Origin of the sequence: Endozoicomonas sp. G2_1 (assembly GCF_017744155.1) — a bacterium.
Lineage (GTDB): Bacteria > Pseudomonadota > Gammaproteobacteria > Enterobacterales > Alteromonadaceae > JAGHQT01.
In genome coordinates this window covers 35,108-60,327 of sequence record NZ_JAGHQT010000010.1, presented here as the reverse complement: position 1 = coordinate 60,327, position 25,220 = coordinate 35,108, and the positions used below count along the sequence as shown (strand labels likewise).

Annotated in this window: 24 protein-coding genes; 8 read left to right on the top strand and 16 right to left on the bottom strand. The window is 43.8% G+C overall.

What is annotated here, in order from left to right:
- The first annotated feature begins 7 nt into the window (after positions 1-7).
- Together J7384_RS12520 and J7384_RS12515 are read left to right on the top strand one after the other, a co-directional pair.
- Positions 8-685 (top strand): sortase, encoded by a 678-nt coding sequence (locus tag J7384_RS12520; protein ID WP_209114531.1) that lies wholly within the window; start codon positions 8-10, stop codon positions 683-685.
- Positions 686-782: 97 nt separating this feature from the next.
- Positions 783-1,661: a hypothetical protein gene (locus tag J7384_RS12515; protein ID WP_209114529.1), complete on the top strand. Its 879-nt coding sequence runs from the start codon at positions 783-785 to the stop codon at positions 1,659-1,661.
- Between the two features lie 38 nt (positions 1,662-1,699).
- Here J7384_RS12515 and J7384_RS12510 read toward each other — a convergent pair whose 3' ends face one another.
- A complete protein-coding gene (locus J7384_RS12510; RefSeq protein WP_209114526.1) occupies positions 1,700-2,422 on the bottom strand; it encodes a hypothetical protein in 723 nt (240 codons plus the stop codon).
- 124 nt (positions 2,423-2,546) lie between these two features.
- Between J7384_RS12510 and J7384_RS12505 the strand changes: the two genes are divergently transcribed.
- The 3 genes from J7384_RS12505 (at position 2,547) to J7384_RS12495 (ending at position 5,359) form a co-directional block, all read left to right on the top strand.
- A complete protein-coding gene (locus J7384_RS12505; RefSeq protein WP_209114524.1) occupies positions 2,547-3,227 on the top strand; it encodes a tetratricopeptide repeat protein in 681 nt (226 codons plus the stop codon).
- A 403-nt stretch (positions 3,228-3,630) separates the two neighbouring features.
- Positions 3,631-4,764: a sensor histidine kinase gene (locus tag J7384_RS12500; RefSeq protein ID WP_209114522.1), complete on the top strand. Its 1,134-nt coding sequence runs from the start codon at positions 3,631-3,633 to the stop codon at positions 4,762-4,764.
- Positions 4,757-5,359, top strand: a complete 603-nt coding sequence (locus J7384_RS12495; protein WP_209114519.1) for a response regulator transcription factor — start codon at positions 4,757-4,759, stop codon at positions 5,357-5,359. The genes J7384_RS12500 and J7384_RS12495 overlap by 8 nt, the downstream gene beginning before the upstream one ends.
- Before the next feature lie 59 nt (positions 5,360-5,418).
- Here J7384_RS12495 and J7384_RS12490 read toward each other — a convergent pair whose 3' ends face one another.
- From J7384_RS12490 to J7384_RS12440, 11 genes are all read right to left on the bottom strand, one after another.
- Positions 5,419-5,778: a DUF5329 family protein gene (locus J7384_RS12490; protein ID WP_209114517.1), complete on the bottom strand. Its 360-nt coding sequence runs from the start codon at positions 5,776-5,778 to the stop codon at positions 5,419-5,421.
- Positions 5,779-6,965: 1,187 nt separating this feature from the next.
- Positions 6,966-8,216: a cyclopropane-fatty-acyl-phospholipid synthase family protein gene (locus J7384_RS12485; RefSeq protein ID WP_209114515.1), complete on the bottom strand. Its 1,251-nt coding sequence runs from the start codon at positions 8,214-8,216 to the stop codon at positions 6,966-6,968.
- 92 nt (positions 8,217-8,308) lie between these two features.
- On the bottom strand, positions 8,309-9,103 hold the full coding sequence (locus J7384_RS12480; protein WP_209114513.1) for a DUF1365 domain-containing protein: 795 nt from the start codon (positions 9,101-9,103) through the stop codon (positions 8,309-8,311).
- A 75-nt stretch (positions 9,104-9,178) separates the two neighbouring features.
- Positions 9,179-10,561: an FAD-dependent oxidoreductase gene (locus J7384_RS12475; protein ID WP_209114511.1), complete on the bottom strand. Its 1,383-nt coding sequence runs from the start codon at positions 10,559-10,561 to the stop codon at positions 9,179-9,181.
- A 36-nt stretch (positions 10,562-10,597) separates the two neighbouring features.
- Positions 10,598-11,380: an SDR family NAD(P)-dependent oxidoreductase gene (locus J7384_RS12470; protein ID WP_209114508.1), complete on the bottom strand. Its 783-nt coding sequence runs from the start codon at positions 11,378-11,380 to the stop codon at positions 10,598-10,600.
- Positions 11,377-11,970, bottom strand: a complete 594-nt coding sequence (locus tag J7384_RS12465; protein ID WP_209114505.1) for a nuclear transport factor 2 family protein — start codon at positions 11,968-11,970, stop codon at positions 11,377-11,379. The genes J7384_RS12470 and J7384_RS12465 overlap by 4 nt, the downstream gene beginning before the upstream one ends.
- 4 nt (positions 11,971-11,974) lie before the next feature.
- Positions 11,975-13,429 (bottom strand): deoxyribodipyrimidine photo-lyase, encoded by a 1,455-nt coding sequence (gene phrB, locus J7384_RS12460; protein ID WP_209114502.1) that lies wholly within the window; start codon positions 13,427-13,429, stop codon positions 11,975-11,977.
- A gap of 121 nt (positions 13,430-13,550) precedes the next feature.
- Complete coding sequence (locus J7384_RS12455; RefSeq protein WP_209114499.1) at positions 13,551-14,528, bottom strand: DUF523 and DUF1722 domain-containing protein; 978 nt, start codon at positions 14,526-14,528, stop codon at positions 13,551-13,553.
- A gap of 28 nt (positions 14,529-14,556) precedes the next feature.
- Positions 14,557-15,252 carry a ChrR family anti-sigma-E factor gene (locus J7384_RS12450; RefSeq protein ID WP_209114496.1) on the bottom strand — a complete coding sequence of 232 codons (696 nt, stop codon included), beginning with the start codon at positions 15,250-15,252 and terminating at the stop codon, positions 14,557-14,559.
- A complete protein-coding gene (locus tag J7384_RS12445; protein WP_247741776.1) occupies positions 15,245-16,033 on the bottom strand; it encodes a sigma-70 family RNA polymerase sigma factor in 789 nt (262 codons plus the stop codon). The genes J7384_RS12450 and J7384_RS12445 overlap by 8 nt, the downstream gene beginning before the upstream one ends.
- Positions 16,034-16,095: 62 nt before the next feature.
- Complete coding sequence (locus J7384_RS12440) at positions 16,096-16,656, bottom strand: LON peptidase substrate-binding domain-containing protein (protein ID WP_209114493.1); 561 nt, start codon at positions 16,654-16,656, stop codon at positions 16,096-16,098.
- Between the two features lie 255 nt (positions 16,657-16,911).
- Here J7384_RS12440 and J7384_RS12435 point away from each other — a divergent pair, with 255 nt between their 5' ends.
- The 3 genes from J7384_RS12435 (at position 16,912) to J7384_RS12425 (ending at position 19,366) form a co-directional block, all read left to right on the top strand.
- Positions 16,912-17,577 carry a transporter substrate-binding domain-containing protein gene (locus J7384_RS12435; protein WP_209114491.1) on the top strand — a complete coding sequence of 222 codons (666 nt, stop codon included), beginning with the start codon at positions 16,912-16,914 and terminating at the stop codon, positions 17,575-17,577.
- Entirely contained in the window at positions 17,577-18,332 is a 756-nt protein-coding gene (locus J7384_RS12430) for a transporter substrate-binding domain-containing protein (protein WP_209114490.1), read from the top strand. The genes J7384_RS12435 and J7384_RS12430 overlap by 1 nt, the downstream gene beginning before the upstream one ends.
- A gap of 149 nt (positions 18,333-18,481) precedes the next feature.
- Positions 18,482-19,366 (top strand): aspartoacylase, encoded by an 885-nt coding sequence (locus tag J7384_RS12425; RefSeq protein WP_209114488.1) that lies wholly within the window; start codon positions 18,482-18,484, stop codon positions 19,364-19,366.
- Positions 19,367-19,386: 20 nt separating this feature from the next.
- On the opposite strand, the gene J7384_RS12420 is transcribed toward J7384_RS12425, so the two are convergent.
- From J7384_RS12420 to J7384_RS12405, 4 genes are read right to left on the bottom strand one after another with little or no spacing between them, the layout of a single operon-like run.
- On the bottom strand, positions 19,387-20,640 hold the full coding sequence (locus tag J7384_RS12420) for a DUF1513 domain-containing protein (protein ID WP_209114486.1): 1,254 nt from the start codon (positions 20,638-20,640) through the stop codon (positions 19,387-19,389).
- Positions 20,641-20,667: 27 nt separating this feature from the next.
- Entirely contained in the window at positions 20,668-21,885 is a 1,218-nt protein-coding gene (locus J7384_RS12415) for an imelysin family protein (protein WP_209114484.1), read from the bottom strand.
- A gap of 5 nt (positions 21,886-21,890) precedes the next feature.
- Positions 21,891-23,369 (bottom strand): di-heme oxidoredictase family protein, encoded by a 1,479-nt coding sequence (locus J7384_RS12410; protein ID WP_209114482.1) that lies wholly within the window; start codon positions 23,367-23,369, stop codon positions 21,891-21,893.
- 15 nt (positions 23,370-23,384) lie between these two features.
- Positions 23,385-25,097 (bottom strand): di-heme oxidoredictase family protein, encoded by a 1,713-nt coding sequence (locus J7384_RS12405; RefSeq protein WP_209114480.1) that lies wholly within the window; start codon positions 25,095-25,097, stop codon positions 23,385-23,387.
- Between the last annotated feature and the right edge of the window lie 123 nt (positions 25,098-25,220).

Here is a 25,220-nt window from a genome sequence, read left to right as displayed (position 1 = left end):
TATGGTGATGTTAATTGGTAAGCCAGAAACCGATGGCGATAATGTTATCAGCAAGCTAAGCAAGGTTGTTCATTTGGTATGGTTAGTCCCGTTACTGTGCTCTGGCTATTATTTGTCGAAAATGGCGTATATTTCAGTAAAGGCAGAGCTTGCCCAATATTTATTGATATCAAGTTGGCAGCAAATTGAACAGCAAACGGCGATCCAGAACGGATCGCAGTTACAGTTAACTGAGCAAATATTAGCGCAATATAAGCCTTGGCATTGGGCTGACTTTTACCCCGTTGCGCGGCTCACCATACCAAAGATAACGCTTGATCAAATCGTGGTTAACCGAGACTCAGGACAGGCATTAGCATTTGCTCCGGGGTTAATGGCAACTTCAATCAGTAATACAGACGAGGGCAGTAGCATATTTATTGCCGGTCACAATGACACGCATTTTGACGGCCTCGATAAGTTAATCGTTGGAGATACTATTCGTTATCAAAGCGCTGGCAAAAAGGCGAGCGAGTATCGCGTGAGTGCGCGCTATTTATTTGATACCCAAACCCATCAGTTTGTTTACCAAGCTAGCAGCAAAACACTGTACCTAGTCACGTGTTTCAATACCAATCAATTTCAGCAAAGTGACCAAAGCACGCCTTACCGATTAATTGTTGAAGCTGAATTGATCAGCAATTAGCGATGATAGTTTTTGGTCACGGTCTTTATTGGTCGCACGCTTTATTTTTAAGCTGCTCTAGGGCAGACTACAGCTCTGTTTAATATCGGAGTAAATAATGAAAAAGTGCGCTATTTTGACCATGGACTGTCTTGATGACTATGAAGCTTATGACGACTTATTGATAGAACCGTTGGCAGCACTTGGCTGGCAAGCTGAGTTTGTTTCATGGCGCAAGGTCGATGTTGACTGGAACCAATACTTGGTGGTGATAATACGTTCGCCGTGGGATTATCAAAACGATGCCGAACAATTCTTACAAGTATTAGCCGATATTGAAGCGTCAAATGCGGTACTCGAAAACAGCCTAGCCATTGTGAAAAACAATATTGATAAGCGCTATTTGGCTGGTTTGGAACAACAAGGTGTCGCCATTGTGCCAACAGCTTGGCATCAAAATTATTCTGAATTAGCGCTTGAAGCGTTATTTGACCAGTTCGATACCGAGCAACTAGTTATCAAGCCTTGTATTAGCGCTGGCGCTGACAACACTTATTGGCTAACACGTGCAAATTATCAAGACTATAGTGCTGAATTAGCAGACGTGTTTGCCAGCAGAGAATTTATGGTTCAGCCCTTTATGCCGGCAATTACCCAAGAGGGTGAATACTCGTTGTTTTACTTTGATGGCCAATATAGCCATGCGATTTTAAAAACGCCAAAACCGGATGATTTTCGCGTACAAGAAGAGCATGGTGGGCGTCTTACCTTGATTGAGCCTGAACTTGCTTTGACTCAAGCGGCGGAGAAAACACTTAGCGCAATTGGTGAAAACCTCTTATATGCCCGTGTTGATTACGTTCGCAGCGGCGATGGTTTCGCCTTAATGGAAGCGGAATTAATTGAACCTTCCCTGTATTTTAATATGGATGAAAATTCACCTCAGCGATTTGCTGAAGCCTTTGTTACAAGAATGCAGCGTTTGTATCAGTTGTAATCATGCGTCTTGAAGTGCTTTGAGTATATTAAAGTAAGTTAATCGTCGCGGACAAAAGTACCTGGCATTGCGGCGTTGGCGATTGACTTACCAAAAAAGCCCAATACTACCAATATAAAAAAGGTATAAGGCAATGCTTCACTAACACGCCAATTTTTTATTCTGACTGACATAATCTCATAGTTGAGCAGCGTTTTTTGCTTTTTATCCTCAAGTTGATATATCAATCCCTCTTGGTGCCATATATTAACCAACTGAAAGCGATTGAGCTTTTTAGCGAGTGTTTTACACTGGCGTTCAGGCAGGTTGATTGCGAAAAAGCTTTGCTCAAAACTCACGAGTTTTAAATCGTAGTGGTAATACTGTTTGTCGGTTTCTTCGTCTATTTCTATAGTTGTTAGGCAGCGAGCATTTTCAATGTAGCTTTGATATTGGTGCAATTCATTCAAGCTTGGAATCTGATATATGCGAAATGCCTTGTAGCTTAAGAACATTATGACCACTGCAATAACACCAATAAAACTCCAGCGCAGTGATTTTTGCTCTGAATTAAACTCGATGACAAAATCATCTGAGTCCTGTTCCCAATAATCGTCGTCAGACTCTGATGCTTGTTCAAACTCGCGCCATTCCTCAGAGTTCTGACGACGAAGAATTTCTGCATCTAATTGCGCTTTGCGTTCGGGAAACTGCTCGGCGTCAATATGTTGAGCAACGTCAAACAGTTCTTCTAAGCTGTATTTGGTATAGTCTATTTTCATGATGAATTAATGACATTTGTCATCATTAATTGCTGACAATTGCCTCTAATCTTCTCTATTGATATTTCTGATACTAGTTCCGTCTTGTAAAGGCAGCATTTAACTCTAAATAGGAAGGAATATCATGATTAAAAAATTTATTTTAGCGTCGGCTATCTTATCGACTAGCGCCTTAGCTGGTCAAACTGAAATCAACCTTATCGAGCAATCAGCAAGAAGTTTAGACAGCACTAAACTTGCCACCTTGACTGAACAATACCAGGGTTATGATCAAGCATTTGCGCTCTACCGATTAGCGGTTACCGAGAGTGTCGTCGGTGACAATAAGTCTTCTAAGCGCTATCTAGACCAAGCCATGGTCATACTTGAAAGTCGTCTCGAATCAAATACTGAAGATGTTGAAACCATGATTTTGTTGGCTCAAGTGTACGGCTTCCAAATTGCGTTAAAACCCTACAAAGGTGCGTATTACGGTGTTAAGTCTGCGTCAGTGCTTGAACAGGCAAAGGCTCTGGCACCTGAAAATCCGCGCGTTCATTTAGTACAGGGAATTAGTGACTACCAAACCCCTGCCATTTTTGGTGGCAGTAAATCATCGGCAATAAAAGCGTTTGACGATGCCATTGAGTTTTATCAAGCAGACCAAAACTCTGGTTACCACTGGGGGTATGAAGAAGCTTATGTTTGGCGCGGCTTAGCCCAGTTGGCGCTCAATAACGGGGAGCAAGCACAAGCCGATTGGCAACGAGCAATAGAGTTAGCACCAGATTATGGTTGGGCTAAGATGCTAAAAAGTAAAAACTAATTTATCTTGTTGTTAGTTTGTAAGAACTAATACCAATCCGGATAAGTAATTGGTCACTCAGCGAGAATTTAAAGGCTTAGAGGCAAGGCATTGATTGCAAAGAATGGTTACTCCCTTGTTAAAATCAATAACGCGGCATATAAGCCTTTAAAACTCGCCCGAAGGGAGTACATGGAGCAACATGATAACTGTACAAAATAAGTTCTACTTACGACTACATGGATGCAGAAGGTAGAGCAACTTAGGAAATAAAACCGAGAACGACTATATTTTCTCTCATTTTGTTTGTTCTAGTGTCGCTCATGGCGCTCTGAGCGGTCAATTATCTATGCGGAATGGTATATGCTATGTTGGCTTAGCTCTTGTTGTGTATGACATTAATATTTTTAGAATTGGACGGGGTATGAAGGACACGATTAGGTTAAACCAAAGTTTGGCGACTAGTAACAAAAGTTACTGGAGTTGGATTTCGCTGACTTTTTCAAGTTTTTATTTTTTGCCGCTAGTTTTTGGCTTACAACCCGTCAGTTTGACTATTGTTGTCGGCGCTTTAGTGACCTATGTCGCATTCTTGTGGTTGTATCTAAAGGCGAGTAAAACCCAAGCAGAGCGAGTAACTCCGCTGCTTCTGACGATGTTAATAGTCTGTTTTGTTGGTACTGCCTTTACACCGGGAACTCAAGCACTATTTGGTTATGCCAGTTTTATTTTTGGCTTTAACTTTGTCTTTAAAACTGCGGTTAAAGGTTTGTTCTTGGTTGTTGCTACAATTTTACTGTCGGCTTGGTGGTTTGATTTTCTAGCGATGTTTTTCTTGGCGCCATCGCTGATTATTAGTTTGGGGTTATTCTTTTTTGGCCAAGCTGAACGCAAAGATCGCAAGCATCAGCTTGAGCAACAGCGCAGCGCTGAAAAAATTGAGCAATTGGCGACCATTGCTGAGCGTGAACGCATCGCCAGAGATTTACACGACGTGATCGGCCACGCACTGTCATCGATAGCGCTGAAAGCTGAGCTGGCAGAAAAATTAATCAGTGCCAATAAAACTGAGCGCGCCGCGCTTGAAGTTAATGAAGTAGCGCAGTTGAGCCGCACTGTGTTGGCCGAAGTTCGCGAGGCAGTGTCGGGTTTAAAGCAAAAGAAGCTCAGTCATCACTTAACGCAATTGGTAGAGCGGTTGGATCAAGGCGGCTTTGCGGTCGATGTTGACCAGCGCTTAAACGATATGCCCGCCTTGGTCGAAACTCAATTAACCTTGATGTTAACTGAGGCGGTTACCAATATTTTGCGCCACAGCACCGGCAACCAAGTTAGTATCAAGACCGTCTTTGATAATGGTTATCGCTTGACGATAAAAGACAATGGTGAAGTAAAACAACTGGCTTGGGGTAATGGCCTCAACGGAATACAAGAGCGCTGTCTGGAGCTCGGTGGTGAGATGGTCGTAAATACAGATGATGGTGTCGAATTAGCAATATTGTTACCTGAACGGCTGGCGCAACAGAATGCGGCTCAACGAGGGATAAGTCATGATTAGTGTTTTAGTGGTTGAGGACCAAGCATTGGTTCGCGGCGCAATTTGTGCCTTGCTAGAGCTAAGTGAGCAAGTCAAGGTTGTCGGCCAAGCAAGTGATGGGATCGAGGCACTTGCGTTGCTCAGTCAGTACTCGGTTGATATTGTTTTGACGGACATAGAAATGCCTAAGATGACTGGAATAGAATTGGTTGAAAAGCTAGCTCAACAAGCGCCAGAGATTAAATCGATTATTATGACAACCTTTAGTCGAGCCGGTTATATTCGTCGAGCACTAAATGCCGGCGTTAAAGGTTTTGTCTTAAAAGAGGCGCCGTCGGAATATCTTATCTCAGCAATTCTCAAGGTTGCACAAGGTAAAAAAGTCATTGAACCAGAGCTGGCAATAAGCGCGCTTGATGATCAAGATCCGCTTTCAGACAAAGAGCGCAAAGCGCTGCGTTTGGCCAGTGACGGGATAAAAACTGCTGATATTGCTAGTCAGCTGTTTTTATCAGAGGGAACTGTGCGCAATTATCTTTCGGAGGCTATCGCTAAGCTCAATGCCACCAATCGCATAGATGCCGCTCGCATTGCTCGCGATAAAGGTTGGCTGTAGGACATTTTGATAAAACGAAATTTAATCTTGAAAGATCAATACCGCCAAGTCATTAATGACTATTTTTCAACGCTCGTTTTATTTGTTGCTCGAAATTGGTTTAACTCATGGGTTAACCAATCTTTACTGGTTTGGCTGGCTTGATTAGGGCAATGCACTTGGTAGTGTTTGCCTGAAAACGTACTCTTAGTTGCGGCTAAGCGAATAAAATCTTCAGCTGACTCGATATCATCGATGAAATAGCGATATTTTTTGATGATGTGCTCTTTAGCTTCTTGCCCTGTGTGTTGTTTGCCGTTGCGCTCGTAGCTACAGCTTGTTGTTTCGACAAACTTGAGTAAGTGATTAATTTCTTGTTGGCTGTCAGCAAGCGTAAAAAAAGAGATAAATAACGAGAAAAATAAAAAGGTGTATTTCACAAGAGCCGCAATAAGTTGGGAAGTAGCGAATTTTTAGCAAAAAAAAACGTGCTTAGCAAGAAAAAGGGAGAGCCTGCTAAACACGTGTTGACAAAGAAAAAACAACATTTAAGCGAGACCCAATATATCAATGATTTGACAGAGGTTTTATGACCTAAATCAAATTATCTAAACCGAATCTCTATTTTCAAAATAGGGAAGCAATCATGCCATTGGTTAGAAGAGAAGATACCTCGCTGTAAATTTATTGCCTTTGTGCAAGTGTTTGGTGCTTGGGGGGAACCAAATGTTAACAATAAATAGAGCATACGGCTCGGTATCTATGGGCTCTTTCTAATCGAGAGCAAGTATTACACAGTAAAAAACCAAAGTAAACACAAATGAGAATTATTTTTATTTGTTGTTTTTGATATTTAATTTAGTTATAGTGTTTTTGCGTTAACGAGACGGGACTAATGACTCATGATTCGTCTGGTTAGTGTAGCTATTTGATTTGTTTTTCTTACGCCATCTCCAGGCTTTCGCCGATAGCCTTTGGGTTATCGGCTTTTTTCTTTTTACTAATCGATGTTGTTATTTATTCTTAGCAGTTGCTTTCGCGGCTACAAAAATTTTTGTTGTTAATTTCAAAAAATGAATAGAAGTACAGTTAAACAAACTGGCTTAAACACTTTCATTTGGGTAGAAACTTATTTTGCGTCTAAAGAAATTGTTAAAACGAGACAGTGTTTGGGTATTAATATAATTGAAGGATTTAACGAAGTTTTTTGTAAGTATCGAGACGGCAGATGTTGGTTAGAAGAGAAGATACCTTACCGTAAATTTATTGCCTGTGTGCAAGTGTTTGGTGCTTGGGGGGAACCAAATTTGAACAATAAATAGAGCATACGGTTCGGTATCTATGGGCTCTTTCTAATCGTGAACAAGTATTACACAGCAAAAAAACAAAGTAAACATAAATGAGAATTATTTTTATTTGTTGTTTTTTGAGTTCTATTTGGTTATATTGGTTTGGCGTTAACGAGATAGAGTTAATTGACTCATTAACTTTTGGGTTAACGTAGCTATTTGATTTGTTTTTCTTACGCCATCTCCAGGCTTTCGCCGATAACCTTTAGGTTATCGGCTTTTTTATTTTATTGAAGAGCTTAGGTAGGTATGTAGTGAGGACCTAGGATCGGTAATGTCTAGTGCTTGCGCGCAACTAAATGAACGGTACTGGTTGCGCGTTCTAAAAAAGCACCTTCGCAATAGCATAAGTAATAGTCCCATAAACGCTTAAATCGTTCGTCAAAGCCATGATCGATAAGTTCGTGCCAGCTAGCGTGAAAGCGCTCACGCCAATCGGCTAGTGTTCTTGCGTAATCCAAACCAATGTCATCTAACTGTTCAATGACCATATTGGTGTTTGTCGCAATGTGTTGACTCATCACACTGACACTAGGAAGACACCCACCTGGGAAAATGTAACGCTGAATAAAATCGACGTTGTTGATGTAATGATGGTAGCGCTGGTCGGCGATGGTAATCGCCTGTAATAGCATTTTTCCGCCTTTTTTGAGGCGCTGATTACATTGTTGGAAGAATGTTGAAAAGTATTGGTGGCCAACCGCTTCAATCATCTCTATTGAAACAAGTTTGTCAAATTGGCCGTTGAGCTTGCGGTAATCGCGATTGAGTAAAGTGATTTTGTCACCAAGCCCTAAAGTCTCGATGCGATCTTTCGCATATTCGTATTGAGCGTCAGATATTGTCGTCGTGGTTACTCTACAACCATAATTTTTGGCGGCATAAATTGCCAGCCCGCCCCAGCCAGTGCCAATTTCTAGTAAATGATCATCTGCGCTTAGTTCTAGGCGTTGGCAAATGGTTTCCAGTTTATTGAGCTGAGCGCTGTCTAGGTCGTTGGCATTTTCATTGTATATTGCCGAAGAATACATCATTTCTGGGTCTAGAAATCGTGTGTACAATTCGTTGCCCAAATCATAATGGGCGAGAATATTGCCTTTAGAACCACTCTCGCTATTTTTATTGCGGGCGTGAAACCATGTATTCTTGAGTTTGGTGAGAAAGTTGCCACTTTTTTCTAGCTGGTCGAGCTCATTTTGGCATTTGGCAAAGGCTTGTATTAGTTTTGTTAAATCAGGGCTTTGCCACAGTCCTTCGATGTAGGCTTCTGCTGCGCCAATACTGCCACCCTTGACAAAATGGCTGTAAGTTTGTGGGTCTAAGACCTTAACTTGGCCGACGATGTCAGCGTTTTTGTTGCCCAAAACAGTGACTTGGCCTTGTTCATGGATTTCAATCGCCACTTGGGTCACTTTGTTCAACTGATTGAACATCAGTTTGCGACAGGTGTTTATTTGCCAATTGGCAAATACGCCTAACGGCTTGCTTTCAAGTGACTTGTTTTCAATGGTATTGTCGATTTGTTCCATGATAAATTTGCCGTTTGTTATTGTTGTTTACTGTGCTGTTTATTTGCTGTTTAAGGCAGTATGTTTAGTGATCATGCACCAACCATTTGATCTTAACTCAAGTGTTTGGGGTGACTGACAAATGGTACTTTTTTAATAAAAAGCTTTAGCGCTTGCCAATAAATAGCCCCAAATATTTTTACTGTCATCACCGGAAAACTGATCAAGGTCTTTACTATATTTATTTTGTTTAGCTCACGCTTTTTTAGCGCGAGTGTGGCATCAAAAATCTTAGTTTCACTGCCAGTATTTTTGTGATTTTCAATGTGTACTAACAACTTTTTAGTCGGCGGTTTAATGCGCCAATGATAAGCCATTGCTAAGTCCATAAAAGGCGACACATGAAATGCCTTATCTGAGGTTACAGGACCCTCTTGGTCGTTGCCAAAAAGCTTCATATCTATCAAATAATAGTGACGCTCGTTCCACGGTGTATTACTTACTTCTGCCAACATGTAGAGACAATTGTCGTCGCTGTAACAAAAGTAAAAATTAACCGGATTGAAGTAAATGCCGAAGCAGCGACACTGACACAGCATGATAATACTGATGTTTTGCTTCTGGTCACTGGTGCTCGGTATCACCCCACCAAGACTAACTATTTTATTGATAATACGGTCTTTTAATGAGCCTGGCTCATTTTTCAAATAATCTTTTTGGCAAAAGCGCAGCGGTTTGTACCACTTTTTTCCAAACCACAGGGAGTGTTGTTCTAGTCTCGGGATTTCATCGACATCAAGTGCTAGCATGTACATCTTGTAATCAAACTGGTGCGATGCTGGGGTAAAGCGTCTATGCCTGACCTGTCCGTGATAAATGGCGCTAGTTAATGATTCACTACTACTCATATCAGCTCCAAAGCTAAACCACGGCGAATAATGCGTTAGCGATTAAATATGATTTTGCTTGCGGATAATTGACCATTAGGCGTTACTCAAGTGCGCTGTTTGCTGGTTAACTTGCGCCAATGTTTCTCTCGCTTGCTCAGCTTGTTGCGTAGTTAGGAAGCAACCAAAGCGCTCAGCAACGTCTACTGCACTGCGCACGCCGTCTTCGTGAAAGCCGTTATACCAATATGCACCGGCAAAGTGGGTGCGATTGCGGCCGCAAATTTCTAAACGACGAAGTTGCGCCGCTTGGCTGGTTACGTTAAACACTGGATGAGCGTAGTTGAACTTGCGCAAGATTTTTTCAGGGGCAATTTGGTCGCTTTGGTTTAGGGTGACACAAAAAGTCTTTGATAATTGTAATCCCTGCAAAATATTCATGTTGTAAGTGACACTTGCCGGTCTTGCTCTATCTTCACTGAGCTGATAATTCCAGCTCGCCCAAGCAGCTTTTTTCTTCGGCAATAAATTGGTATCCGTGTGCAGCACAACATCGTTATTGGCGTATGGAATGTCACCTAAAATCGATATTTCATCTGGGCTAGCATCGTCGAGCAAAGCGAGCGCTTGGTCTGAGTGACAAGCTAAGACAATGTCATCAAACGTTTGCTCACTTCCGTCGGCAAATTTTATCACCACGGCGTTGTGATGGCGATTAATATGAGTGATGTCGGCATTTAAGTGAATATTATCGGCAAAGCCCTTAGTCAGAGGCTTAATATAACTGCGCGAGCCACCGGGAATAACATACCATTGAGGGCGATCTTGAATATTGAGTAAACCGTGATTGTGGAAAAATTGAATAAAAAACTTCAATTCAAAGTTTTTCATTTCCAGCAAGCTGGTTGACCAAATAGCAGCCCCCATCGGTAAAATATAGTGGTTGGCAAAATACTCAGAAAAGTTCTGCTCGGCTAGAAACTGTCCCAGCGTGGCGCCATCGGTAAAGTCTTTTGTTTGATAACGCAACTTGCAGAGCTTGTTGAAGCGCAAGATTTCATTGATCAATTGCCAAAATTTGGGGTTGAACAAGTTTCGGCGTTGAGCAAATAGTGTGTTGAGGTTATGCCCGTTGTACTCTAAGCCTGAGGTTTGATTAGTGACGCTAAAGCTCATTTCTGTCGCCTGTTTGTCGACACCTATTTGCTTTAATAACTCGAGAAAGTTCGGGTAGGTTTTGTTGTTAAAAACGATAAAACCCGTATCAATTGCTTGTTGCTGGCCGTTGACTTCGACATCAACCGTTGCGGTATGGCCGCCAATGTAATCGTTTTTTTCAAACACGGTGACATCGTGCTTTTGACTTAACAAATAAGCGCTAGTCAGCCCGGCGATACCTGAGCCAATAACGGCTATTTTTTTCTTGGCTGCTGTTGTTGCTTTTATTGCTTTTGTTTGGTCTGGAGTTGTTAGCGCCATCGATAAAGTCCTTCGTGAAATACTGGGTGCGAGCGGTTAATTGGAGATCGTTGATTTTGAGTGTTGAGGTTCTTGTCTTAATTTTTGGCTTATTTTTCGCCACCAGCTAAACGGTAAGGCATTAAATAAACGCAATAACCAGGTCAGCCTTTTGGGAAATACAATATTAAATTGGCGCTTGCTTACTCCCGCCGCAATTCTCTGTGCTGCTTGTTCCGGTGTTAATAAAAAAGGCATCGGAAAATCGTTTTTATCAGTGAGTGGCGTTTTGACAAAGCCCGGTGATACTAAACTAATATCTATGCTTTTGTCATATAAATCAATACTTAAAGTTTGCGCCAAATAAGCAAGCGCGGCTTTTGAGGCACCATAAGCTTCTGCTCTTGAAAGTGGTAGTAGGGTGACGCTAGAACCAACTAAGACCAATTGACTGCCGGGTTTGAGTTTTGGCAGCCAAGTTGCGATTAAATGACCAATGGCAATTAAATTTATCTGAATAACTCGTTCAAACAGGTCACCGTCAAAGTGCCTGGCATCATCGATATATTCACAGTCACCGGCGTTGAGAATAATGATGTCAGGCGTGGTCTGACAGTTGTCCGCATGTTCGTACAGGGCTTGTTTGTCGGTAACGTCAAAGCTTGCGGTGGTGATGTTTGCGCTTTTATTTTCAAGCTCAGCTAATCTGTCTTGATTTCGGCCACAAGCAATAACCTGATAATTGTTTGCGGCGTAGTGTAGGGCAAGTGCTTTACCGATACCTGAAGAAGCACCGGTAATCATCACACAAGGCTTTGAGCTGGCGCTGACTGTACTCATTGTGATGCCCTAGCTTTTATTACTTTTACCAAGCTGCCAAGTAGTGGTACATGCTCATACAACATTGCACCAGCGTCGAGATAATCTCGGTGATAAATGACTTTACCATCTTCTGCTTTTAGCTTTGAATGACCGGTTACTTCAATGGTTTTACCACCGTTAAGTTTGTTATGGCGAAAGCTCATTTGCCAATAAATGGCGGCGTTTTGTTCTTGATAAAAGTAGTCGGTAACGACAAATTTACAGCTTAAAACATTGGTGTACAGGCCGTCGAAGTAATCCGACAAGGCATCTAAACCGACAACGTGATGAAGCGGGTCTTGAAATACCACCTCGGGATGATAAATATTTTTAATCAGCGCTAGGTTGTCCGTCGCTAGTGTTTGGTATGTATCAATAAAGTTTTGCAACCAAGTTGGCAAAGCAGGCCGCTGATTCAACTTACTGATTTCAACACCGTCACCTTGGTTTAAAATATCTAGTTTTTGATCGAGAGATAGCTCGTCCAGACCAACAGTTACGGTGGCATTGGTCTTTTCTGACGCACTATCTGAGCTCGTATTTATGTTGTTGGACGCACTTGTATTCATAAGGCTACACTTTGTAAAAATCTAGGGCGGCTAGTCTGGCGCTTTTGTGGTCGACGATAGCTGGCCAATAATCAGTTTGTTTTACTTGAGCTAAGTACTTGTGTGGGAAATGAATTTCCTTGTTAGGTAGCTTAGCAAGTTGTGGTAAATATTTACGGATAAATTTGCCTTCAGGATCAAATTTCTCACTTTGGCTAATTGGGTTAAAAATACGGAAATAAGGTTGAGCGTCACACCCGGTACCAGCCGACCACTGCCAACCGCCATTATTGGCGGCAAAGTCACCATCAATTAAGTGTTGATTAAAAAATTTTTCTCCCAAGCGCCAATCAATCAATAAGTGTTTGGTGAGGAAACTGGCAACGATCATCCTCAGTCGATTGTGCATCCAACCAGTCGTGGTTAATTGGCGCATTGCCGCGTCGACAATCGGGTAGCCGGTTTTGCCCTGACACCAAGCGTCAAAGCGCTGTTGATCGTTAGGCCAAGGCAGAGCATCAAACTTTTGATTAAAGTTTTGGTGCTTGCAAAGGTTGGGGTAGTGAAACAGCAAGTGACGATAGAAATCTCGCCAAATCAGTTCATTAAGCCAGCTAAACTGGGGGAGTTTGTCATTGTCGAGCAATTCTGGGCATTGCTGCAATAACTGGTGACACACTTGTCGGGCACTTAACGCGCCGATAGCAAAGTAGGGAGATAACCCCGACGTCCCTTTGATGCCGGGAATATCTCGGTTGTTGTGGTACTCAGCAAGTTTATAACGGAAAAATAAGGGTAATACTTGCTGCTTAACATCGTCTATCAGTGGCCACTTACTTGAATCGGTTATTGGGTAGTTCCAGTTGAATGCTTGACAGCTATCGGCATTTTGTTGCTCAAGAGGGGCTTCTTGGTTATCGCTGTCGGTAGGACTTCTTTCATAGCTTGGAAACGGGTTAAGCCCGTACTGTTTTATCTGATTGAGCCAAGCTTTTTTAAATGGAGTGAATACTTTGAACATCTCACCTTGCTTGTTAAGCACACTGCCTTTATCGACAATAACGTCGGCTTCAAAGACGGTCATTTGGCAGCCGTGAGTGGCTAACTGTTGGTGAGCGGCTTGGTCTCGAGCCAATTCATTGATTTCGGGCTCGCCATTGGCAAATACTTGGCTAATGTGATGTTGCTGGCAAAACTCACTAAGCATTGCTACTTGGCTGTGAAAATTAGTTGCTTCAATAATTTTCAGCGTTATTTGATAGTGCTTGAGTTGCTGTTTTAGCCATTGCAGGTGGCGTTGAACTAAATCAATCTGAATGCCTGCAACATTGTGTTTTCGCCACTGTTCTGGTGTTGCTACGAAAATCGCGTAATTGTGCGTTTGTGGCGCTGTTTCTATAGCCTGAAGGTAGTGGTTAAAGGCTGGATTGTCGTCCAGTCTGATGTCACGACGAAACCATAGTAGAGAGTGATTATTCATTAGTCGTTTGTTCTAAAGTTGTTCGTTCAAGTAATGGCTTTGGCAAAAACAAAAGCGGCAGAAAAACTGCCGCTTAAAATTTTTCTACGTTATGTTTTATTCTAGTAACTTCAAAATACCACTAGTAACCGTATCTCAACTTAAGCTCTGCAGGATATGGTTCTAAGTACTTTTGGCTCGCCAAATAAGGCTTTGGAAACTCCAGCAAGTAGTGCTTGATTAACGTTAGCGGCACAATTAACGGAATAAGACCTTTGCGATACTCATCAATCTGCTCAGTCAATTCTTGCTTTTCTATCTTAGTTAACTGTTTACTAAAATAGCCTTGTAGGTGCTGTAAAGTGTTGGCGTGACTCTTACGACTGGCCTTTTTCTTAAGTGCATTCATAAAGCCGGCAATGTAGGCACCAGCAACGTTTGCGATGTCGGCATCTGCTTCTTTCAAACCATCACCTAATAGTCTACCCAGCTCGCGATAAGCTTGATTTGAGTGACTCATAATCAGGTATTTATATTGGCTGTGAAAATCAAACAGTTTGTGTTTGCTTAAGCCACTATCAACTAAGCATTGCCATTGGTGATAAGCATATACCCGCAAAACGAAGTTCTCTTTGATTAATGGATCGTTAAGGCGACCGCTCTCTTCACATGGCAACAGTGGGTTAGCCGCCATAATTTCTTTTGCGAACAAGCCCACGCCATCGCTTGATGCACCTTTGCCGTGTTGGTAATACACCTTTACGCGTTCCATACCACAGCTCGGACTTTTTGCGGTAAAAATAAAGCCACTTAAATCATCAATTTTAGTGGCAACATTTTGGCCATACTCAGTGAGCGCGTCAGTGACATCGCCTGAACCGTCAGGACGACTAACTTTAATGATGTTACTGTCGTTATCGCCAATACGAGTTTGTCTAATTGTTGCTCGTGGTACGGGCAAACCAATCGCCACTTCAGGACAGTAGCTTTTATATTGGACATGCTTGCCAAGCTCGTTGACACAAAAATTAGATTTTTTATGACTGCGGTCAAAGCGCACTTCTTGACCCATCAAGCAAGCGCTAATACCTAAGGTAATTTTTTGGCGATTAATAGCCATGATAAACTCCTTTAATTACTGCGTGCATCTAATAGATGTATTGACCAATAGGGTTGAGTAACTTGCTAATACCCTGAGTGAAGTGCAAGGCATCATTAACGACTGTTAAGCACAAGCAACCGTCTTTACTATACGGTTGATGTTGGTGTTGACCGTCGAGCAAAATAAAATCACCTGGTGAGTATTCACCCATATCGTCGCTAAAGGTGCCCGCCAACAGCAAGGTTAACTCGTAACCTTTGTGGGTGTGCACTGGTACTTTACCCCCGGCCTCCATGTGCAATAAGTGGGTGTGAATTTCACCTTCATTCAATTGCAATTTTGCTCTAGATATCTTACCTAAACCAGAAAAACTGCCCATATCGATAGCGTTGAGCGCTCTTGGTAATGGATAGCTATTACCCTTAACTTCTAACGTTAAATTGGCGCTTGCCGTTGCAGGCTCAATGCTGATATCACTGGTGATGTCTGCAATCATATCGTCAATATCTAAGCCATATAAAGAAAAGTCAGCAGTAACTTCGTCATTGCTCTGGTTTGACGCTACTAATGGGGCTTCTGAAATTTCTAATGCAGTTGCAGCTTTTTCTGTTAAGAGCTCAATTTGCGCTTGGCATACGGGGCACATCTCTGCGTGTATTGCTATCGCTGAGCTGATTGACGCAGGTAAATCACCGCTAACAAATTTAGTTAACCACTCTTCGCTTGGATGATGCTTAATCATGTTTTTCTCCTCGCGCTGATTTCTTGGTATCGCTATTTTCATCGGTGTTCGCCATTTGTTGTTTAAGTTTAGTCAGCGCTAAGCGCAACCTTGATTTAACCGTACCCAAAGGAATATTTAACTGTTTAGCTAGTTGCTCTTGGGTCAGCTCTTGGAAATAAACTGCTCGCAGTACTTCTTTTTGTGCGTCCGGCAGTTTCTCAACCAGATTAAGCATCTGTTGGTCGAGCAAGTGGTCGCGAAACTCATGTTCGTCGTCGTTGGCTTGTTCTGCCATTGGCCAGATGTCATCGCTCAGTATTTCGTTTTGTTGTGACTTCATTTTGCGCAGTAAATCGAAACTAACGTTACGCATGATGGTATAAATCCACGTAGTCGCTGCACCTTTCTCTGGATAATACAGATGTGCCTTACGCCAAACATTGGTCATGGTTTCTTGAACGATTTCTACCGATAAATTTTCGTTGTTAAATTTGCGTTGAGATACCCGTTGAATTTTAGGGGCGAACCAAGTGAATAGTTTGGCAAATGCTTGCTTGTCGCGCTGGTTGGCAACCGCTATCAGCCAAGCGGCGAGTTGCTTGCTATCGGGATCGCCTGTGCCTTGATCTACCGAAGCAGTTTGTTTGTCTGCGGTATTTTCGTTAGACATGCTTTTTGACGCTATGCGTTTTTCTGGTGTCACTGATTCAGGATCCTTTACCTGTAGTGTTGACGTCAACCCAGATAGCTTATTAGCAGTACCTTGCCCGGTGTCGTGTATTTGTATCTCTTTATTCATTAGACAGATCCACATTTTTGCCTAGATACTGAATAAACGATACAACAAGCTAAATCGATCAGTTATTTTTTCGCTAATACTAGTGTACGCAAAAATTGAAAGGCTTGCTGATAACTTTTTTCTTGGACAAACAATGATTTGTCTTTATTTGCTAGCGGTACTATCTCTAACCATCGCTGACAAACCCAAGTGGCATTATCAAATTGAGGCTGCGGATAAAGCTCGGCAAGCTCAGGGTAATCTTGATAGACGTTGGCCAACGACGTTGCTAGCTGTTTAGTATCTTTACTGTGAGCTTGTTGTTGCCAATGTTCGATAACCTTTGCAGTACCTTGTCGCAGACCGTCTGGCTCGACGGTAACATCGCTTATTGATAACATTTTTTCTGCTTTTACATCGATAGCTAATAAGCCTTCAGGCAAGGTTTCGAAGTTGACAATTTTCACCCATGTTGCCCAGTCTGAAACATTGTTTGGCAGGTCGTCGTAAAACGCGGTTAAGGCAAAACCTTTATCACCGGCAGCTTCTTTGACCATGCGCAAATAGCGTTGCTCAAAAATGCGCAAACGGGTGACACCGCCTGGGAGTAAAAAAATCGGTAATGGAAAAACGGCTAACTGCATAGTACTCAATGATAAAGTGGATAAAGATGATTCAATGAAACTTACGTCATTGTTTTTCACTTAGATCATTTATTGAGGCTTATCAATAAATGATCCGCATCATCTATCCCTACTTGGTGATGTTGAGGTAAAATAATCGTCAATACTTGCGGTAATGATAAGCTGATTATTAAGTTGAAGAGATGTAAACGAGGCTTAATAGGCTTCCTGTTGTTAGTTGTACCGATATTTAGCTCAGCTGAAAAGTTGACGTTGGTGAGCGTTGATTATCCGCCATTTTCAGGGCCATTGTTGAAAAATTATGGTGCTTTGGTTGACCTTTCTAATCAGGTGCTAGCACAAGCTGGCTTTGAAAGTTCGACTATTTTTATGCCATGGGCTCGAGCGATTAACTGGTGCCGGAATGAAAAAATCGACGGTATTATTGGTATTTGGCATACTGTCGAGCGCGAACAGTTGGGGTATTTTTCCCTGCCGTTGATCGCTAATCAAATGGTGTTTTACCGTAATAAAAAAAGCGATATTCACTTTGATAGCTTTGCCACACTCGCTGAACAAGGTCTTACCGTTGGTATGGTCAGAGGGTATGTTTTGGTTGATGGTTTGGCTGAGTCTGGTGTCGAGCTTTATCAAGTTGCGAACGATGCCCAGAATTTTCGTATGTTGGCCAGAGGTCGTGTTGATCTGATTACAGTAGATCGCGATTACGCACGCAGTTTGTTATTAACCCCAGAGTTTGCCCCGTTCAAATCACACGTTGAGGCAATGCCTCAAGTTTTACACACTGAACAGCAATATGTTTTGTTTTGTGGAAAAAATCATCGCTCATCTGCTCTGGTTGAGCGCTATAATAAGAAACTATCAGAGTTTCGACAGGATGGTCGTTTTCAACAAATAAAATCAAAACACGGCCTTGAATAATGTTTAATCTTAAGTTGAGCTTTATTGTTATAAGCTTGGTAGCTGCAATCGCACGACCTGCAGCGGCTGTCAACTTGATGGTTTGTGTTGAAGACCAGCTCTATATTCCTTATTTAGACAAAGATGAGCGTAAACGGGCTGATGGCAATGTGGTTGAATTGCTGCGTTGGAGTGCCCAACGGATTGGCTTTAATGTCGTTTTGAAACGGCAATCGTGGGGACGTTGCCTTTCGGAAATCGCAGATGGTAAAGTTGATGCTGCAATGGCCGTCAACTACACACCGGCGCGAGCGAAGTTGATGGCGTTTCCCCAAGGAGCAGAACTGTCAAAGCCGCCGGCCTATTTGTGGCGTTTCCATTATCCATTTTTTGTTGAAAAGGGTAGTGTTTTCTCACTGGAAGAGTATCGGCAGCAAGGGAAATACGGTATTAGCTCCCCCAACCACTATGTCAGCTATGACACCTTAAAGCGTCAAGGTTTGTTGGCGCCGTATGATTATACCTTAGAAAGTGGCCTAAAAATGGTGGCGTTAGGTCGGCTCGACGCTTATGTGGTCGACTCTGAAATCGGACAGGCGGCGCTACAACGCTTAAAGCTGGCCGATAAAGTCGAGGCTAGCAAAGAGTTTTTGCTCGAAACATACGGCCACCTTGCTTTTAGTCGGCATTTTTATCAAGACCACAAAAAACAAGTGGATAGCCTTTGGCAAAGTTTGGCGCTTGGTCGTGCCCAACTGTTTAATTTACCTAAATAGGTTATTATGCCCAATCTCTTATTGGGGTAGATAAACGATCTAACAAAACGCTGGGCATTGATTCACTAATCCGCTATTAAAGTAGTATCAAAAAAGATTATCAGCGCACGCGCACAGATAAATATCATCGATATTTGTAAAGGTAAAAAATGGAAAAAATCAATCGAGTTGCCGTTGTCGGTGGCACCCATGGCAACGAATTCAGCGGTATTTATTTACTGAGAAAGTGGCAGGAAAATCCTGAGCTAGTTGAGCGGGCAAGTTTTGCCACTGAAACTGTTTTTGCTAACCCGCAAGCGTTTGAAGCGAATAAACGCTACCTCGACTGCGACTTAAATCGCCAATTTACCGAGGCACAATTGACAGATGTTGAGTTAGCCAACTATGAACAGTCTCGAGCAAAAGCGATTAACCATCAGCTCGGTCCTAAAGGCGATGCCAAAACTGACTTTATTATCGATTTACACAACACCACTAGCAATATGGGACCGAGTTTGATTTTGCTAAAATCAGACGACTTTAACAAAAAGTTAGGTGCTTATGTCTTGGCAAAAATGCCAGATGCCGTTGTGGTTTACGAAGATCAAGTAAGCATGGCTGAGCATTACTTTTTGGCCTCGATAGCTGAGCAGGGGGTTATTGTTGAAATTGGCCCCCAGCCACAGTCGGTGATTCGACAAGATATTCTCGATTGGATGGAGGACATGACAGGGCATATTTTAGACTTTGTCGATGCCTTTAATGCTGATAACTTGCCTGAGCTGCCTGCTGAATATCAAGCGTACACTTATGTTGAAACCTTGACCTTGCCAATGGATGAAAAGGGTGAACGCATTGGCATGGTGCACAAAAATGTCCAAGACCAAGATTTTAAACCGCTGAACCCGGGCGATCCTATTTTTACGCTATTTAGTGGCGAAGAAATATGCTGGCAGGGCGATTATGAGGCCTATCCTCACTTTATTAATGAAGCGGCTTATTACGACAACAATCTAGCGATGTCGTTGGGTAAAAAAATTACAGTGACTCTATAACGAGTCACTGTACTGGTTAGCTAACTGACTTTAGCAACGTGATTGTCCCATTGAATATTTAGGTGCTGACTCCAGGTATCGCGTTTGACGCGCGCTTGTGTTTGAGTCAGCGCTGGTTGGCTGCCAACAATGCGGCCATGACCATTGGTTAATACAAAAGCGTCTTGATAGAAGCTGACACCAGCGCCATCGCGATACTTGTGTTTAGCCAGTAACGACAAATCCGACAGCTGCCAATACGACGTAATATTTCCCCTTGGCGAGCTAACTGCCGCTATCGTGGCATCATCGTTAATACAAACGCTGGCGGTGTAATGATTAAATTCACGCCAAAGGTTTTCATCGCCTTGCATTGGCATCAATTGATCTTCACCGCGATGCGAGACAATTAACGGTACCATTAAGCCGGCTTTATTTTGCTGCTGAATACCAACAATCACTTGCCCAGTTTTCGAAACCGCCAAATGACGAAGGCTAGATTGAAAGTGCTGAGGTTGGTAGCGGCCAATAATTTTGCCACTGGCAATATCCATATAACTCAAATTGGGCGCCATGGTCGCAAGGTTGAGTTTTTCGCGAGGCTTAGCCGGGTGAGTATAAATACCGCCATTGGCAATCACCAAGGTTTTACCGTCGGGCATTAGCTCACACTGGTGTGGGCCAATACCACCAGAGTCATATTCCGCGACAATCTGATAGTTACTACTATCGCGCACGACAATCTTACCGTGCTCTGCCTTGGTGGGAATATTCGCCGGGTAGGCATTTTCCGTGGTAAACAAGTATTGACCACTGCGGTTAAAACAGCCGTGACCAAACAAATGGTGATTCGACTTAGTGGTAAACTGCTGGCTTATTTCACCGCTTAAAGCATCTACTTCTAACAACCAGTTGTCTGGTCTGCGGGCAAACGCCAAGACCTTGTTAGGTTTATTGGGGACATCAATCACTTGATGACCTCGACTGGGCAGTTGAGCGCGACTGATAATTTCGCCGCTTTGATTAAAAACGCCGAGAAAGTAAGGCTGTTCAGCAACATTGGTATCTTTTAAACCACTGACAAATAATGGGCCGCTGGCCTGTACTAAAGGCCTTTCGGCCTTGGCTATTTGATTATTTGGCAGTTTAGCGCCTTGCTCACAGCCCATTAGTAGGCTAGTTGCGGCGCCAGCCGTCAGCAGCTGACAAAAGCTGCGACGGCTGAGGCTTTCTCGATGGCTTAGGTTTTCTCTAATACCTAGGTCATGGGATTGAGGCGTAATTTTCGTCGACATAGTATTTATTGCCTTAGTATTCACTGCCTAGTCGCCGTCGTTACCATTAAAACCTAAGTTCAAATCAAGCGCTTGTACCATGTTGGTGCGCACTAGGTCTCGACTGACATCCATGGCATCAGATAACGCCCTGATGCGCGCTTGACCTTGCACTGAGCCCGCTTCGGCTTGGAAGCTATCTTGTAAGGCATTACCAGCTGTTGTTACTGTCGCAAAACTGTCGTTGATTTGGGTGGCAATGCTGTTTTGTTCATGGGCACGAATCAAAACATCGTCTAAACCAAAGTCACTGTCAGCATTGAATACTTTGATAAAACTATCGATATTCGTGCGCACGTTAAAGGTTGTTTGATCGCTTAACGCATTTTCAGCGCGTGCGGTATTGGTAATGCCATCGATTAATTTGTCGTCTTTCACGACTTCGAAATATTCGAGCCAGTTGCTGACGAGTTCTTCAACCGAGTCTTTGCGACTGGTGTACTGACCACTGCCGCTGACAAGTTGTTGTCGAATACCGTCGTTGGCTTGCCATGCACTGCTAAAGCTAACACTTAGATTGTGAATGTTAGTGGCAATAGCTGTTAATACTTCACACTCTTTTGCTTTGGCAACGGCATCTACAGGTGTTGTTTGTGCGCGATAAAGAATTAACTCCATAGCAGTAAGGCCTTGGGCACTGGCAATAGTGTTGGCGACGATAGTAGCCGTTACCGTTTCTGGGTTTGCTTCAAGCGCGGCAACACCGCGAGCGACGTTACCGCGCTCATCTGGCCACGATTGAATTTTAAAGCGATTACTGTTCTCGCCCGCGGGGCCTTGGCCTAACCAAGCAACAGCTTGCCAAGCTTGGCTTGCTTCGCGCCAACTGGTTTGAATCGTGCCAAAGTCGTTAGCATCACTGGTGCTACCTGCATTTTGACATTCCGTGGTAGTGGTATTCATCAACGCTTGCGCTCGGCTTTGAAAATTCTCGTAGCCAGGTACGATCACGCGTGTTGTTAATGCGGTCAGGTATTGTTCAAATGCTTGATCTTGCGTTAAAGGCGTCGGTGTTGGCGTCGGAGCTGGCGCTGGCGCAGGTGCCGGGCTAGGCGTTGGTGTTGGGGTTGGTGTTGGCGCAGGAGTACTTCCGCCGCCACCGCCACCGCAACCGGCAATTGTTAAGGCAAGAGCAACCAATGAACTCGTAGCTGCCTGCTTGGTAAATGTTTTATGTTGAGTTGATAATGTTTTTTTGTTCATCATGACCTCTATATCGCCTGCAAAAACTTGAGTAATGCTTGGCGCTCTGATTGGTTTAATTGGCTAAAGGCTTGTTTGCTAGCTGCTGCTTCGCCACCATGCCACAAGATCGCTTCGCTGATAGTGCGCGCGCGTCCATCGTGTAAATAAAGTTGTTGTCCTTGAACCCGCTGTTGTAAACCGATTCCCCAAAGTGGCGGCGTGCGCCACTCTTGACCGTCGGCGTCATATTCCAAGACATTGTCTGCTAAACCCGGTCCCATATCGTGCAGTGCGAGGTCGGTATACGGCCAAATTTTAATGTTGGCTAGGCTTTCAACCTTGGCATTAGCGGCGGTGGTGTAACTTGGTGTGTGACAACTTTGGCAGTTCAATTGGTAAAATAGCTCGCGACCCTGCTGCGCTTGTTCTGATTGCAAATCTCGCGCAGGCGGCACACCAATGTGTTGGCTAAACATCATCACATCTTGCACTAGTCGCTGCGCAATTTCGTGCTCACCTTTTGGGTTGGTTAATTTGCTCGCTTGTTGACAAGCAGTTTGCGCTTGAGTGCAAACCTCATTGGGAAACAGAGGGTTAACAATACCAATGTCATGGGTAAAGGCAGCGGTGACTTGCTGAACAAGGGTAGGGTGCTTGGCTTTAAAGCCGTAGCGGCCAATGGCCTGTTTACCGGTGACCACATCTGGCACGCGATTGTATTTGGCACTGATGCCGTCACCATCAGTGTCATTAATCTCTTCTTGGTTTAACAAGTCTTGATCACTAATCGAATCGAGCAAGCCCATGCCAAAAATATTGGGACCAAAACGAGGTGATAAGCCAATGCCATCAGCTAATTCACCATAGCCTAGTTCCGTGAGTTTAATGATTGGTTTGCGCAGTTGATAAGCTTCGCCGTCCGCGTAGCGACCTTCGATATATTCAAACGCTAAATCAATCTTTGCTTCTGGCTTTAAATCGTCTGTGAGGTATTTTTTTACGGCATCTATGGTGCGTACTTGCACTTGACCGCCGTAAACGGGATCAACCTCAGGGGCGGTTGAATGTTTTGGTCCCAGTCTTATCAATAGGCCCGATTGCTCACCAACACCTTCGGCAAAAAACTTACCACGGCTGCCTTTACTGTGACAGGAAAGACAAGAATGGGTGTTGAACAAAGGCCCTAAACCGTCCCGTACCGTGGTCGAAGCTGGTGCCGCGACCCAGGGCATTTCAAAAAAGGTAAAGCCAGCCCAAAAGTCTACGCGATCTAAACCTTTTAGATGGGCGCCGGGTTGAATAAAGCTGCGATAATTAAAGTTTTTTATCGTCGCTTGGCCACCGGGAGCAAGCTCACTTGGATCAAACTTTGGTGCGCTGTTTTGTTGAGCTTGGTCGCATCCTGATAACCAAGTAATTGCCAAGAAAAACGTCAGCAAAGCACCTACTGATGCTAGGGCTTTGCTTTTGTTCGCTCGTTGTTTTCTCGTTAGTTGTAAATTCACTTTTTTGTTTGACCTCTAAAGTGAATTTAAAAAGGCGAGCAACTGTGTCCGCTCATTTTGACTGAGGGCTTTAAACGCACGTTGCGCATTGCTTGCTTCGCCGGCGTGCCAAAGAATGGCTTCTTCGATAGTACGGGCACGGCCATCGTGCAAGAAAGTGGCTTCGTCATTTACCGTTTTTACTAGTCCCAAGCCCCACAATGGCGGTGTTCGCCATTCAGTGCCAGAGGCTTGCCCTTCCGGTCGGCCGTCGGCTAAGCCCTCACAGCGTTGAACGTAAAAGCAATCGTCGCCAGCTTGGCAATTGGTGCCATCGTTGAGTTCGCGGGTGACTTGGCAGCTACCGCCCATATCGTGAAGCAACAAGTCTGAATACGGATAAATGGTTTGATTAGACAACACCTCAATTGGCGCTGCATTTGGACTTAAGCCAGAAAGACCGAGTTCGCCTAAAACACTGCCTTGCGCTTCACCGGTAACATGACGAGGCGTGTGACAACCAACACAGCCGGTTTCAAAAAACAACTGGCGACCGGCGCTGATGTCAGTATCCCAGCTGTCGCTGCTGGCGTCGTAGCCGCGGCGCACAGGCACCGCTAAGGTACGAACATAAAATTCGACTTCGGCTAAACGGACATCGTCGATGTCGACTTGATCGCCATTGGCATCTTCTCGTTCTGCCGCTAAGTTACACGCTTGCTGCCTTGAGGTACAAGGCTCCTCTGGGAAAAATTGGTTGGTAATGCCCATATCGCCGCGGTATGCACCTGCCGATTGATGCAGTACTGCAGAGGTAATTAACTTGTGACCAAAGCGAGCAACTTCGCTCTGACCATTAACTCGATTGGTAATGGTGACATAGCGGCCTGAAATGCCATCGTTATTGCTATCGTTTTCATCGGCAAGTGCTTTGATATTGTCTTCAGGGATGGCTTCTAGTAAGCCTGAACCAAAGACACTAGGTGAAACCCGCGGTGAAAAAATTGTGTTAGGCGCGAAATCGCCGTAAGACAAATCTCTGACGACATAGGTTGGTTTGCGCAAGGTGTAATTGGTGCCATCGTCGTATTGGCCACTGACCTCTTCATAGCGAATAAAGGCATAGGCTTCACCAAATAACTCGGTGCCGTTAATTGAACCACCTGCGACAGGTAAGCCAGAATTTCTATCGTTAGTGGTAAACGACTGAATAGCAAAGGTTTGTAACTGGTTGCCGTAAATAGGATCGTGCGTGCCTTGAGTGTCGCTAATACGCAAGAACATGCTCAGCATAGGATCGTTTTCGTCGCGCGGCACTAAACCTCGACCGTCTTTCAAGTGACAACCTTGGCAAGAGCCAGCGTTGAGCAGTGGTCCACTGTTGTCGTGCTGACGGCGAAAAACAAAATTACCAGCAGCAAAATTTGCTCTTTGTCTGAAGTTGTCGCGAACCGAGTTCGGCATTTGCCCAAATGCCTCATCATTGGTTATTACCGTGGTTGCATCACCACCTGATAAGTGCTCGCCATCGACAATTTCCGTCGCTGTCAGTGGTGGTAGGCCACTGTGGTCGGTGGTTGGCGCTGGAGGAGGTGTTGGCGTCGGAGCCGGTGCAGGTGTCGGAGAAGGCGTTGGTGTCGGTGTTGGCGCTGGTGTTGAGCCGTCACCTCCGCCGCCACAGCTGACAACTAGCGTTAACGTGCTAATTGTTGCAAGTGTTTTTAATTTGCCGTTGAATGAGTGGAACATAGCTTACCCCAAGCTTGTCGGTGATCGTGGTCAGTTCAACCTTTGGTAACCATCGATCAAAATATTGTTGATGAAGCTTTTAGCGAGCGCAAAATTGGGCGGTACTTAAAGCAAAAAAATCAA